General features: G+C 58.8%; 12 protein-coding genes. 3 read left to right on the top strand and 9 right to left on the bottom strand.

Going from position 1 to position 12,724, the window contains the following annotated elements; genetic code table 11:
• Positions 1-213: 213 nt before the first annotated feature.
• Complete coding sequence (locus tag WD430_RS20585) at positions 214-741, bottom strand: hypothetical protein (protein ID WP_339105992.1); 528 nt, start codon at positions 739-741, stop codon at positions 214-216.
• A gap of 1,026 nt (positions 742-1,767) precedes the next feature.
• Between WD430_RS20585 and WD430_RS20580 the strand changes: the two genes are divergently transcribed.
• Positions 1,768-2,724 (top strand): TIGR03557 family F420-dependent LLM class oxidoreductase, encoded by a 957-nt coding sequence (locus tag WD430_RS20580; protein WP_339105991.1) that lies wholly within the window; start codon positions 1,768-1,770, stop codon positions 2,722-2,724.
• Between the two features lie 132 nt (positions 2,725-2,856).
• On the opposite strand, the gene WD430_RS20575 is transcribed toward WD430_RS20580, so the two are convergent.
• The 8 genes from WD430_RS20575 to WD430_RS20540 form a co-directional block, all read right to left on the bottom strand.
• A complete protein-coding gene (locus tag WD430_RS20575; protein ID WP_339105990.1) occupies positions 2,857-3,696 on the bottom strand; it encodes a hypothetical protein in 840 nt (279 codons plus the stop codon).
• 291 nt (positions 3,697-3,987) lie between these two features.
• Complete coding sequence (locus WD430_RS20570) at positions 3,988-6,000, bottom strand: ATP-binding protein (RefSeq protein ID WP_339105989.1); 2,013 nt, start codon at positions 5,998-6,000, stop codon at positions 3,988-3,990.
• 132 nt (positions 6,001-6,132) lie between these two features.
• Positions 6,133-6,477, bottom strand: coding sequence for a hypothetical protein (locus WD430_RS20565; protein WP_339105988.1), 345 nt, complete (start codon positions 6,475-6,477; stop codon positions 6,133-6,135).
• An 88-nt stretch (positions 6,478-6,565) separates the two neighbouring features.
• The gene (locus WD430_RS20560; protein ID WP_339105987.1) at positions 6,566-7,084 is read right to left on the bottom strand and encodes a transcriptional regulator; all 519 of its coding nucleotides are present in this window, start codon (positions 7,082-7,084) and stop codon (positions 6,566-6,568) included.
• A gap of 106 nt (positions 7,085-7,190) precedes the next feature.
• Positions 7,191-7,619, bottom strand: coding sequence for a VOC family protein (locus WD430_RS20555; protein WP_339105986.1), 429 nt, complete (start codon positions 7,617-7,619; stop codon positions 7,191-7,193).
• Between the two features lie 2 nt (positions 7,620-7,621).
• Entirely contained in the window at positions 7,622-8,593 is a 972-nt protein-coding gene (locus tag WD430_RS20550) for an ABC transporter substrate-binding protein (RefSeq protein ID WP_339105985.1), read from the bottom strand.
• The gene (locus WD430_RS20545) at positions 8,590-9,576 is read right to left on the bottom strand and encodes an ABC transporter substrate-binding protein (protein WP_339105984.1); all 987 of its coding nucleotides are present in this window, start codon (positions 9,574-9,576) and stop codon (positions 8,590-8,592) included. Before WD430_RS20545 ends, WD430_RS20550 begins: the two co-directional genes overlap by 4 nt.
• A 4-nt stretch (positions 9,577-9,580) precedes the next feature.
• Positions 9,581-10,477: an ABC transporter substrate-binding protein gene (locus WD430_RS20540; RefSeq protein ID WP_339105983.1), complete on the bottom strand. Its 897-nt coding sequence runs from the start codon at positions 10,475-10,477 to the stop codon at positions 9,581-9,583.
• Between the two features lie 140 nt (positions 10,478-10,617).
• Here WD430_RS20540 and WD430_RS20535 point away from each other — a divergent pair, with 140 nt between their 5' ends.
• Together WD430_RS20535 and WD430_RS20530 are read left to right on the top strand one after the other, a co-directional pair.
• The gene (locus WD430_RS20535; RefSeq protein ID WP_339105982.1) at positions 10,618-10,956 is read left to right on the top strand and encodes a cupin domain-containing protein; all 339 of its coding nucleotides are present in this window, start codon (positions 10,618-10,620) and stop codon (positions 10,954-10,956) included.
• 92 nt (positions 10,957-11,048) lie between these two features.
• Positions 11,049-12,509, top strand: a complete 1,461-nt coding sequence (locus WD430_RS20530; RefSeq protein ID WP_339105981.1) for an aldehyde dehydrogenase family protein — start codon at positions 11,049-11,051, stop codon at positions 12,507-12,509.
• Positions 12,510-12,724: the final 215 nt, after the last annotated feature.

Genomic DNA, 12,724 nt, shown 5'->3' with positions numbered 1-12,724 from the left:
CTCAGGTGTTCGGATGTCTGGATCGGTCTCCTGGTTACTAGTGATGATCTGCTCGTGCATGACAGGATTAGCTAATGTAGACGGCGTCCCGGCTGAATCCCACTCCGAACGGCCGTCTGCACATCACTCGTTCCGACCCACTCATTATCCACTAAGAATGGTCGCGATCTCGGGCCACCACCTCTGCCCAGTTAATGATCAGCAGCGATTGCGCTATCGACTATTCTGTTCACTGTAAGTTAATGTGGTAGACACAGCGTCATTAAGCTCGGTCGCTGACCGGAAGTTGGAGAACGTCGTCACAACTGTCGCCAGAATGATCAGGGTAGTGATGAGCACAACGAGCGGCAGATCAGGAATCAGCAGACCGCCCACAGAGGCGAGCAGCAGACTCGCGCTCGCCCCGATAGCTGCTCCGTAATAGTCGCTGGTGATACGCGCACTGAGAGAGTCGGGATCGGATTCCGAGCGCTCGCCGTCACTCGAGTTCGCTGCCTCTAGATAGGGCTGGAAGAGGTCCAATCGATCGCCCGGGCGTACGATTCCGCGGGGCTTGTTGTAGTCAATGACTCCTTTCTCGTCGAGTTTCGGGAGGTGTGTCTGATAGAGTGGGATGTAGACGCGCTGGCGCTGGGTAGAGGTCAGTTGTGCAACGGTCGTTTCATGCTCTTTCGCTGCGATGACCTCGGCGAGATGTCCCATCTTGACGGGACCCTCTTCGGCCAGTAGATAGTCGATCACATCTCTTCGACGGTTGGTCTGGAGGATATGGAAGATCTCATCTAGGGACAGTTCCGATGGGGCGTCGGAGGGAGAGTCACTGGAGGGAGAGTCCGACGCGCGACAGAGGTGGTCTGTATCGGTTGTCATAATCTATATTCTGACAAGCAAACTATCCCGTCATAAGCTTTCCCATGGGACAAAATAAATATTATTCTGAATGAGTTTGATTGAAATTGGAAGCTCAGCGATTTATGCGGGAGAGATTTGCGAGTCGTCGGCGGGCCAGCGTCGAAAAAGAAGTACTGCTGCTTTCGTGATCCGTTCTGTAGCGTTAGTTTCCGTGGTCAGAGAAGGAGACTCGAGGATAATAAGCAGTGTACCAACAGAGTTTGGTGTGTGGGAAGATCTCGATTAGACAACATGGCTTAGATTATGTTATTACATACCACTAATTTTGGATAGATGCATATCCAAGAAGTATGCCGGGATAGAGTAGTACTTAAAGTAGGCGATAATCAACTGTGTGGTTCAGGAGATCCTCGGTAAATGTACTCCCTGTACTGAGTGATCATTAACTTCGCAAATCAAGCTGAATCTCGTGCTACATTCAAGGTGCGGAACGACTGTTACCGGCACGAAGCGATCGAATATCAATCAGTGCTGTTCGCCAGAGGAGGAGCACGGATCTGGGAGTGTGGACGGCGCTACATTCGGCCTTGTTCCTGATGTTCTCCACGTTATTCTTGTTTCTGGGTACGGTCGTGATGTGGGACGAGTCACATCCCGGTTTGGAGCTGATCGTTTTGATGTCCTGGTCGGCGTCCTCATACTCGGTATAGGTATTATCCTGGTTGTGGCGGCATTGGCTGCGTTGTTCATGAATGAACTGTCGACATTCACTCATTTCTTGTAGTGGATTGCGTACAAAGCAGCCGCAAGTATGGGATCTAAGTAACTGATTGTGGCCGCCTCTCCTATACGAACGACCGATAGTCTCGTCCGGGTCGTTCCAGCAGTAGAACCCTGATTCACATCTCCCACACCATGACCGAAATTGGCCACAAACTCATCTGCGAGGAACACGGTCCGAACGATCTCGTTGAGTACGCGACCCTCGCCGATCAGTCAGCATTCGAGTACGCGATGATCTCCGATCACTACCACCCCTGGACCTCAACACAAGGCGAAAGCCCGTTCGTCTGGAATGTGATTGGAGCGATTGCACAGGCAACCGACGATCTGCGTCTTGGAACCGCCATTACGTGCCCGATCATTCGGTATCATCCGGCGCTTATCGCGCAAGCAGCTGCAACTGCTGGCGTCCAGTTACCGGGAAGATTCTTCCTCGGTGTCGGTACCGGTGAGAAGCTGAGCGAACACATCCTCGGCGATCGGTGGCCAGAACACGAGGTTCGACTTGACATGCTTCGAGAGGCAGTCGATATCATCCGGACGCTCTGGACGGGTGACACCACGAGCTATCACGGTGAGTATTATACTGTCGAGAACGCGCAGATATACACGCTTCCGGACGAACTGCCACCGATTCGGGTTGCCGCGGACGGTCCGAAAGCGGCGCGGACTGCGGGAGAGATCGGGGATGGACTCGTTGGGGTTGCTCCTGACGAGGAACTGATCGAGACATTCGAAGCGGGAGGTGGCGAAGACGAACCTCGGTATGCCGAACTTGATATCTGTTACGCCGAAGACAAACAGGAAGCGATTGAGACCGCTTATGAGATCTGGCCGCAGGCAGCACTCCCCGGGGAACTCATGTGGATACTTCCAACACCCGCGCATTTCGAACAGGCGACTGCAGCGGTGTCCAAGGATGATATCGCGGAGCTGGTTGTCTGCGGCTCCGATCCTGACGAGCACATCGAAGCCATTCAGGAGTACATTGATGCCGGGTTCGATCATGTGACGATTCATCAGATCGGGCCGAACCAGGCCGAGTTTATGGAGTTCTATGAAGATGAGGTATTGCCCGCGATTGACTGAGGGGGACTGTCTCCGCAAGGATATCGCGCAGCCTCTGAATCGTCGGTCTACGCTAGAAGTGCTTAACTAGACGGTGTTAAGAGACCGCTGGTGAAGTTACTCGAGACGATCGTGAATGTTGAGCTGTGTCGCTCAGCCATCACTCTCGCTGTCGACGAATCGCAGCCGATCCCAGTCAACGCCTTGTGAGGACCGAAAGCCAATACTCATTTCGTCCGCGATGCCATCCGTCACACTTGTGCTAACGGTGCCGAGTACGGTACCGTCAGGGTCTTTGATCCGGAATCCAACTCCTTTAGAACTGTCAGCAACAAATTGACATGTAACAGTTCTATCGACCAGATTGGGAAGTCTCGTGTTCTTGTCAAGAATTTCAACACCATTCTCTGTCTCTCGAGCAATCCGAATTCCACCGTTCGGGTCAACAATAAGCCGCCACCCTATGGTTTCTGTGGCCCACACGTTGTCCTCCATTCCGAGAAGGATCCAGGGCTGGGAGGTGCTCGAGTCAGGACGCATAAGTACCGAAACCACGCGGCCGTCTTCGGGATAGTTCGGTAGCCCCTGACCAGGGAAGGAACGGATATTCGAGTCGCCGTTTTGCCGAATACCCTGACTCGAGTCCTCGTGTAAGGCCGCGCTCGAGGAGACGCCAACAGTGCCGGTTCCGTCAAGTGTCCATGGACCCAGCTGACCGCCGCTATCGTAGTCCTCGAAGTCGTCGATTATCAGCGTAGCCGGATTGACGGATTCATCACTCTCGTTGCCGGAGTCGTCATCATCGAAGTCGCTCGGTTCGCTGGCCGGTTCAGTTTCGTTTTCAGTGTCGTCCTCGTTGTTCTTGTCAGTCGTATTGTTTTGTTCGGGGCTCTCTTCGCTTTCGTCGTCCATTGGTTCGATAAGGTCTCCGCACCCAGCTAGCGTAACTGAGAGCACCGTTCCGGCACCCTCAAGTATCGCGCGTCGTCGCATAGGTGGGTATTATCTAAGGTCCGAATAATAGTACCGAATATCGGAGTGTATGGAGAGAAGATTGGTTACGAAATCGCACTTGGGACAGCACTTCTTATTACCACCCAACCGCGCCTGAAGACGTGGGAATCCCAAGCGTTGGGGGACGGCCGTCTGCACATCACTTCGTTCCGACCCACCCATTATCCACTAAGATTGGTCGCGATCTCGGGCCACCACCCCTGCCCAACTTGAGTGAGCCGGACGTCATCCGGATTGTCTTCTACGAGGAGAATGTTCGCATCATTCTCACTATTGGCTACTACTCGCAGGGAGGAGAAAGGAGAATGTCGACCCCTCACCGGGTTCGGACTCGACCCAGATGTCACCCCCGTGACGCTCGATAATCCGCTCACAGAGCGCAAGACCGATTCCCGTACCGTTGCCCTCACTGCGGCTGTGGCCTCGCTGGAACACCTCAAAGATCTGCTCCTGTTGTTCCGGGTTAATTCCGATTCCCTCGTCCTCGACGGAGACGATCCAGTCCGTGCCGTTCCGCTCTGCGGTTACGTGAACCGTCGGCTGGACGTCGCTGTACTCGATGGCATTATCGAGCAGGTTCTGGAAGACCTGCCGCAATTGATCGGGGTCTCCCTGAACACGTGGAAGCGGCTCTGTCTCGATCGTTGCATTATTCTCCTCGATTGTTACCTGTAGGTTATCACGGACATCGTCAAGAATACATTCCAGGTCGACCGGCTCTAAGGGGTCTCCTTGTGTTTCGACGCGGGAGTACTGGAGAAGCCCGTCGATCATCGACCGCATCCGCTCGGCCCCATCCACGGCGAACTCGAGGAACTCTTCCCCCTCCTCGTTGAGGTCATAGCGGCTATCGATGAGTTGGAGGTACGACGAGACCATCCGCAGCGGCTCTTGCAGATCGTGTGAGGCTGCATACGCGAACTGCTCTAACCGTTCGTTCGATTCTTCGAGCTCAGCGACCAGTTGTTCTAACTGTTGCTCTCGCTCCTTCCGTTCGGTGATATCAGCAACCGTTCCATGCATCCGGATTGGGTTGCCAGAAACATCGTATTCGACCTCTCCCCGTATCTCTACCCAGGTGATGGCACCATCTTTGAGCCGGAACTCGGTCTTGAGTTCACCTGTCTCCTCAATAGCTCGTTTGATTTCACTCTTCGTTTCCTCTGCCTCGTCTTCATGGATTTGATCGTAGAAGGCTTCTATCGGAGCACCTTCTGTGACAATTACTGGATTCATTTCGTATAGTTCCGCGAGGTATTCATCACCAGTTACGACGTTTTTCTGAATATCCCATGTCCAAATCCCAATCGACGCGGCTTCGGTCGCCATATCCAGCTGCGCCTGCCGTTCCCGCAACTGCTGTTCCTTTCCTGCCCGCTCGATCGCGTCCGCGAGGATGTTGGCGACGCTCTGGACAAAGTTGACGTCCTCTTCGGTGAACTCTTGCCGGTCGGTATCGTGTGTCCCTAGAATTCCCCACGGCTCGTCGAACGGCCCGATAATAGTGCTGATGCCGCTGCGAACATCATGGCTTCGAAGGAGATCAGGTCCACTAAACCGTGTCTCCGTCTCGAGGTCTTCGACAACGATCGGGTGATTATTAGCCAAGGTATACGCTGCCTGTGAGTCCGCTTCAATAGACGAGACAGTTGCCTCTCCAGCGATTCCCTTCTTCCATCCAACACCCTGGCGGAGCAGTAGTTCCTCGTTCTCGGAGTCGAGGTCGAGCACTTTGCAGTAGTCGTTGTCGAGTGCATCGGCGACCTCTCGGGCTGACTCATACATAAGGTCGTCAAGGTCGTCAGTCTCGAGTGCGAACTGACCGAGATAGGCCACAGCCTCTTGCTGATTAGCTCGTTGCTTGAGTTGCCGAGTTTGCGTCTTGGCTTGGCTGTCATAGACACCGACGCCGAGCCCTCCGACGCTACCCAGTGCCGTGAGAATCGGTATCCCGGTCAGTGGTTCAGAAAAACCACCTTCGGGCTGGAGATGAAACAAGATGAGTAGACCCGCCATTGTCCCGAATCCGACGAGACACCAGCCAGCGATGTCAGCGTGGAACTTGGTGTTGATATCGCTCTGAGGGAGCCAGTATGCGCCATAAAGGAGGAGGAACCCAGAAACGGCGATTACCAGGGTTATAAGGAAGATTCTACTGGTCGATGCACCGATATTAAACCCAATAAATGCTCGAAGAACGGAAAGTGCGACGTAAAGCGCCCCAAGAGCGCCAATAATACGTCTCGCACCGATTGTGGACACGGGACGTCGCCAGTGAACCATTGTTAACAGTGTTTGGGGCGATAATATATAGTTGATGGCACAGTATCTGCCCTTGCACCTGAAGTTACCGCACAGAAGTAACAGTCGCACTTCTCGAACGGATCTCCTCAACACGTTCGGCAATGCTTTCGCCTACTGCTGCTCCCATAGCATCTCGATGCGCTCCTCGATGTGATCAAGGACGAGGCGGCTCATATCGCGGTGGTCGTCCGGCCACTGAGCGTTCTCCGCGTCGGTGCGGCTAGCGGCCGGCGGTGGATGGAAGTGATCCCGTGAGTTGTGTGCGTTTGGGTGCCGATCACATCGACACTTCCACACCCCGTCCCGTCGCTCCTCCTGGTAGTGAAAGTTGAAGTCGTCGTTGCGATACCAGCGAATCTCAAAGCGAGCAGACGCCTCGTTCGGATAGTAGTCGCCCGACAGCTCGACGCGGAGGTGCAGCTTCCCCTCCTTGACAATCTCCGCTGACTCGAACATGCGACGGCCACCGAATCGGGAACCCATTCGCTCCAATATCGACCGGTCTATCGATGCGGGACTCGCACCGTCATCCGCCGGCACCATCTCAGCTATGCGACGGGGCCGTCGAGCCGGCGGCCTTTCTCCTGGCGCGTTCGTGGAGGCGACGTTCCTCGATATTGGTGGCCCAATTACCGAGTTCCACGTACACGTCGTCAATCCGCTCCGCGTCGAACTCGAGGACATCGACCTCGGCGGGCGAGTCGACCCCATATTCGCCGCGGTACTCCTCGATCCGGTCGGTCAACTCCGATACGCGGGCCTGCAACTCGTCGACAGTGTTCTCTCGCGCCAGCTCGTTGACCCGACGCCACTCGAAATAGTCGTCGTTGCGCTCGTACCTGACCGGCCGGCCCTCATGCCGAATGACGATGCCGAGGTCGGCGTAGAAGGACAGGTGTGTCCGTGCCGACTCCTCCGAGCAGTCTGCCCGCTCGGCAATCTCGGCGGCCGTCATCGGCTCTCGGGCGTGTAACACCGCACCGTACACGCGCTGCTTCGTGTCCTCGCCTTCGAACGGTCTATCGAACGGGGGCGGGCCGTCGTGGCGGATATCGTCTGTCATACTCCTACCAACGGGATTAGCACACATATTTCTTCCTCTGGGCAAAATATATCGCCCAAAGTCATAGTCACGCTGGACACCTTCGGCTCCCGACTCGATCTCGTCCCTACTCGACGTCGTCGTGCGTGAGCAGCGACCGCTCTTGTTCGCCCGTCGGGGGCTCGTAGGTGATTACCTCGAGCAGATTGCCGCTCGGATCGAGGAAGTAGAACCCCTCGAACTCGTCCCAGTCGTAGGGCCCCTGATTCGGGAACTGGTCGTCGAGCTCGTCCATCAGCGACTCGTACTCGTCCCGGTCGGTCTCGAAGGCGAGGTGCGCCTTGTCGAGCGGGTGATCGAGACCGCGCTCGTCCCACCGCTCGCCGCGACCGGTTTCGACCAGTGTGACGACGGTTTCGCCTGCCCGGAACATCGCGTGTTCGCCCTGGAAATCGTCGGGATCGCGTACCACCTCGAGCCCGAGCGCGTCACGGTAGAACGCGTAGCAGGACTCGAGGTCGTCGACGTTGACATTGATATGATCGACGGTCTCCATCCTCAGGCACCCACTCGATCCACGTAGTTTCGGACGACGTCCGCGTCGGTGTCGACGAACTCATTGGTCCAGACCGCGTCCGGATCGATCTCTCCCTCGAGCAGATCCGTCTCGGCGAGGGTCTCTCCGAGCGTCCGCCACCGGTCGCCGTCGTGGAGCCCCCAGCCGGACCGGCGGACCCGATCGGTAAACTGGAGTTCAGTCGCGGCGGTCCGGAACTTCCGCTCCTCGACGGGCCGGTTCCGCTCGAGCGTGGCGTTGCGCTCGACGAGGCGGTCGACCGCCTCCTCCGGGTCGGCCGTCGCCGCTTCCCAGCCGCGGGCCGTCGCGCGCAGGAACGCGCGGACCGTCTCCGGCTCGGCACGAGCGAAGTCGGGATCGCTCACGATCGTCATCCCGTAGACATCGAGGTGGTTTCCGATCGGGAGTTCGTCGGCCGTCCGGTCGTGTTCACGTTCGAGTTCGTAGCCGTTCGTAACGACACCCACGGCGGCGTCGACCGCGCCGTCGAGCACCTTGTGCTGGACGCGGTGATGGGTGTGGTCGTCGACCTCGAGCAACTCGACATCGTCCCGGATCCCCTCGTTCTCGAGCAGTTGGGCCGTCAGGATGCGCGTCTTCGTCGCCGAGGGGGCGATCGTCCGGCCGACGAGTTGACCCGGACGCTCGAGGGGCTCGCCGAAGACGTCCTGCAGCGTGTAGATCGCCGCCGGCGTCTTCCCCGTGACGGCGGCGACGGCGAGCGGCTCGAGGCCGCGGCTCTGGACCGAGAGGACGGCGCTCGCACCCGCCAGCGCGAACTCCGCGCGTCCCTTCGCGGCCTGCTCCGCGGCGAACGGCGAGCCGTGTCCCTCGACGAAGCGTACGTCGAGCCCCTCCTCGTCGTAGAACCCCCGTTCGCGGGCGAAGAAGTACGGTGCCTGGAACCCGTTTGGCTCCCAGTTGAGCTGAAAGTCGATGGTCGTGGTTGTCATTGTGGCTGGGGCACCTCCAGTTGGAACAGGTCATCCGGAATGCGGTCGACACCGAGCGCGTCCGGACCCGCGACCTCGAGGAGGTGGTCGAACAGTTGCTCCATTGCCGCAGTCGTCTCCGCGTCCCAGTCGGCGACGACCATCTCTCGCCATCCGTCGCGGACGACCGCGGGATCGTCCTCATACATCATCCGCTCGCCGAGTTCGTCCCACAATTCGTCGTCGGTCCGGAGCCGCTCGACCGCGTCGGCGTACGCTCGCTTGAAGCCGCGAACGGCCTCGGGAGTCTCGGAGAGGTACGACTCGCTCGTGAGGAACGTCGAGATCGGCAGCGTTTGATCGGCGCCGGAGAGCCGCTGGACCAGATCCGCCATCGGAATCACCTCGCGGTACGGCCCGGTCTCGACGATCTCGGGAACGATCTGCCAGAACTGCAGTGCAGCGTCGACGTCGCCGTCGCGCAGCATCCGCGTGAGTTCGACCTTCGATCCGGACTCGACCGATGTCGCCTCTGCCTCGGGGTCGAAGCCGTGATACTCGAGACAGGCGGCCCGCGTGAGGATCCAGTTCTTGTCCAGCCGTCGGACGACGCCGACGCGGCAGTCGCGGAGGTCGGACAGCCCCTCGATCGACGACGCCTCGGGAACGACGAGACCGCCGACGGTCCGCCCGTAGGGGTGAAACGCGACGATCGGCGCGCCGTCGACCCGCTCGCGAGCCGCCGAGATGAAGTCGATGTCGATCAGATCCGCGTCACCCTCGTGGAGCTTTGCCTCGACCGTCTCGATTCCGCCCTCGAGTTCGTCCGAAACGAGTTCCACGTCGAGGTGGAAGCCGTGGTCGCGGTCGAAGCCGAACCGCTTGATCGTGTACAGCATGTACCGCGGGCTGCCATTGTGCTCGAACCGGGCGCGCATTACGGGCAATTCCCCGGGATCGGCGTGCAGTTCGTCTAGTGCCGACTGCTGAGTGTCGATATCCATGGCTCTAGCGGACGGGTGCGACGATCGTGTCGATCTCCGCGTCCTCGTCGATCAGCTCTCGCTCTTTCATCCAGTCGAGGTGCCCCTCGAGGTCCCCGGAGTCGACGGGTTCGGGAACTTCGTACTCCGGAACGGTCACCGAATCGCGGATCGCCAACACGTCGACGTCCTCGAAGAGGTCGGGTGCGACCTCGCGGTCCTTCTCGAGCATCTCGAGGTACTGCTGACGGAACGCGGACGGCTCCTCGTTGATCTCCTCGACGGCGCGGCCGTAGGCATCCATGAACGCCTCGAACGCCGTGCCGTCGAGGCCGTCGGTTCCAACGATTCCGACGTGATTTTCGAATTCGAAGATTCGCTGTAGTCCGAGCCCATCCGCGAGCGCGCTGTGGGGATCGAGCAGCGTCACGGCCTCGACCGTACCGTCCCGGAGGGCTCGGAGCCGGTTGGTCGGCATTCCGTGGTGTTCGAGTTCGATTTCGTCCGGCTCGAGGTGCTCCTCAAGCGCCCGGATCGCCGTGTACTCCTGTCCGGTCCGCCGATTGACCGCGACGGGGACGTTTGCCAGGTCGGCCGGTCCGTCGATATCCGTCTCCGGTCGCGTGTGAAACGTGTACGGAAGGTCTGCGAACGCGCCGTGAGCGACGATCCGACCGTCCTCGAGCGACCACGTCCGGCGGAGGCTCTCCCACTTGCAGACCGGGTACAGATCCACGTCTTGGTCTCCGGTCAGGGTTCCGTCCCCAGGGACGTACTTCCAGTCGACGCGTCGCCGATCGCGCTCGATCAGTTCGACATCGAGTCCGTGCTCCGCGAAGTACCCCCGCTCGGCCGCGACTCGCTGCGGCAACATGAACGAGAAGGGGAGGTGAAACACGCGAAGTGTGTCATTGTCTGGCATGCAGTGTTCCCGACGATAACTGGTGGTATAAAACGTTTCTAGGAAATGTTTATACGGTCGATCGGGAACACTGTCATCGTTATGTGCAATAAGATTGACGTACCGGATCAGTGTCGCATCTTACTGTGAGGGACATCACCATGGACCACATCGAAACGGCCGACGTCGATCTCGAGGAAGTTGCACCGGGGGTGTATCTCGGCGACCTCTCGACGGGCGAGCAAGCGAGCATGAAGTACTGGCGGGTCGAACCGGGCGCGACGCTGCCGGTCCACCGGCACGAACACGAGCAGATCGGATACGTACTGCGGGGACAGCTGACGGCGATCGTCGACGGAACGGAGGTCCCCCTCGAGGAAGGGGACGCCTACAGGTTCCCGAGCCAAGAGCGACACGGGGCGGAAAACCGAAGCGAGGCGCCCGCGGTTGGTCTCGGCGTCCTCGCACCACCGCGGACAGACCCCGACTGGCGACAGTAGTGCGAATCCATCGTTACGACTGCCGGTGGGCGTCACCGGTCCGAATGGTCGGATGCCAAGGTTCTTTGTTCAGTGGGATGGGTTGACAACCCATGCAAGAGGAGCAATCCGATCACTATGGAATGTTTATCGACGGGAAATTTCGAGACGGTGCCGAGACATTCGACGTCGAGAATCCGGCGACCGGCTCACCGATTGCGACCGTCGCCGAGGCCAGCGAAGGAGGCGTCGACGATGCTATCACGTCCGCAAAACGTGCTCAACCAGAGTGGGCGGCGATGGACCCAGCCGAACGGGGCCAGCACCTGTCGGCGTTCGCCGAGACGATTCGGGAACGTGTCGACGAGATCAGCAAGACCGTCACGCTGGAGACCGGTCGGCCGATCGGGCAGTCGGTAGGACTCGTCGGTAGCGCTGCCGACTACATCGAGTACTACGCGGGCATGACGACGAAAATTCAAGGAGAGACAATTCCTGTCCCCGGCGACCAACAGGCGTTCACACGAAAGGAACCAGTCGGGGTAAGTGCCCAGGTCATTCCGTGGAACGCTCCGATCCTACTTTGCTGTCGTGGGATTGGACCTGCGCTCGCAGCCGGAAACGCAGTCGTCGTCAAACCTGCACCGGAAGCCCCGCTTGGGCTGTTGGAGATCGGCGAACTCGCCACCGAAGCGGGAATCCCCGACGGCGTTCTCAACGTGGTCACCGGCGACGGCGAGACGACCGGTGCCGCGCTCACTACCGATCCGCGAATCGACGAGATCACGTTCACTGGTTCGGTGGCGACCGGCCAGATCGTCGGTAAGGCCGCAATCGACAACGTGGTTCCGACGGCCCTCGAGCTCGGTGGCAAGAGTCCGGCAGTCGTCTTCGAGGATGCTAATCTCGAAGACGCCGTCGAGGGGGCGATGAAGGCGCTGACGCTGATGAGTGGGCAGGTCTGTTTCGCGACGACGCGGATCTTCGTCCATCAGGGCTGCTATGACGAATTCCGCGAAGCACTCCGCGAAGCCGTCGAATCGATTTCGATCGGGCCGGGAATTGAAGATCCCGATCTCGGCCCCCTCGTCTCCGACGACGGTCTCGAAAAGGTACGAGGGTACGTCGACGACGCCCTCGAGAACGGTGCGAGCGCACTGACCGGTGGAGCGGTACCTGACCGTGAAGGGTACTTCTACGAGCCGACGGTAATCGAAGGGGCCGACGACGACGCACCAATCTCTTGTGAGGAGGTATTCGGTCCGGTCATCGCCCTCTACGAGTTTTCGGACGAACGGGAGGCGATTCGGCGGGCCAACGACACTGAGTTTGGCCTCTACGCGACGGTCTGGACGAACGATCTCGGACGTGGCCACCGCGTTGCGAACGAAATCGAGGCCGGTAGCGTAATGGTCAATCAGTACTCCGGCTCGTACCCGCAGACACCCTTCGGCGGCTACAAGAAGAGCGGGCTCGGCCGCGAGAAGGGAATGCAGGCAATCGATCACTATACCCAGCTCAAAACCGTCAACATCGACTACGGCGACGGATCCGACGGCACATCCGACGAGTAACTGGATACTCAGTCACTGGTCGGTATCTCGTGCCGGAGCTCCCGCCGACGGTCGGCAAATTCCTTGTAGTACTCCGTCGGCTCGGAAAGTTTCTTGCGCGGTGAAGGATCCGAACAACGGCAGCGAATCCAGCCGTTGCCGGGTGGCTGGTACGAGTCGAACCGTTCTCCTTCACCATCCTCCAAGAGAATCGTCACCATCGTCAGATCTCTGGG

It is taken from the genome of Haloterrigena sp. KLK7, assembly GCF_037914945.1.
In the GTDB taxonomy this organism is placed as follows: Archaea; Halobacteriota; Halobacteria; order Halobacteriales; family Natrialbaceae; genus Haloterrigena; species Haloterrigena salinisoli.
This window is presented reverse-complemented; position numbering and strand designations above follow the sequence as displayed.

What these genes read in the sequence shown, in the direction of transcription:
- WD430_RS20580 (WP_339105991.1), top strand. Translation starts at nt 1,768, where the DNA reads ATGACCGAAATTGGCCACAAACTCATCTGCGAGGAACACGGTCCGAAC.
- WD430_RS20575 (WP_339105990.1), bottom strand. Translation starts at nt 3,696, where the DNA reads ATGCGACGACGCGCGATACTTGAGGGTGCCGGAACGGTGCTCTCAGTT.
- WD430_RS20570 (WP_339105989.1), bottom strand. Translation starts at nt 6,000, where the DNA reads ATGGTTCACTGGCGACGTCCCGTGTCCACAATCGGTGCGAGACGTATT.
- WD430_RS20565 (WP_339105988.1), bottom strand. Translation starts at nt 6,477, where the DNA reads ATGTTCGAGTCAGCGGAGATTGTCAAGGAGGGGAAGCTGCACCTCCGC.
- WD430_RS20560 (WP_339105987.1), bottom strand. Translation starts at nt 7,084, where the DNA reads ATGACAGACGATATCCGCCACGACGGCCCGCCCCCGTTCGATAGACCG.
- WD430_RS20555 (WP_339105986.1), bottom strand. Translation starts at nt 7,619, where the DNA reads ATGGAGACCGTCGATCATATCAATGTCAACGTCGACGACCTCGAGTCC.
- WD430_RS20550 (WP_339105985.1), bottom strand. Translation starts at nt 8,593, where the DNA reads ATGACAACCACGACCATCGACTTTCAGCTCAACTGGGAGCCAAACGGG.
- WD430_RS20545 (WP_339105984.1), bottom strand. Translation starts at nt 9,576, where the DNA reads ATGGATATCGACACTCAGCAGTCGGCACTAGACGAACTGCACGCCGAT.
- WD430_RS20540 (WP_339105983.1), bottom strand. Translation starts at nt 10,477, where the DNA reads ATGCCAGACAATGACACACTTCGCGTGTTTCACCTCCCCTTCTCGTTC.
- WD430_RS20535 (WP_339105982.1), top strand. Translation starts at nt 10,618, where the DNA reads ATGGACCACATCGAAACGGCCGACGTCGATCTCGAGGAAGTTGCACCG.
- WD430_RS20530 (WP_339105981.1), top strand. Translation starts at nt 11,049, where the DNA reads ATGCAAGAGGAGCAATCCGATCACTATGGAATGTTTATCGACGGGAAA.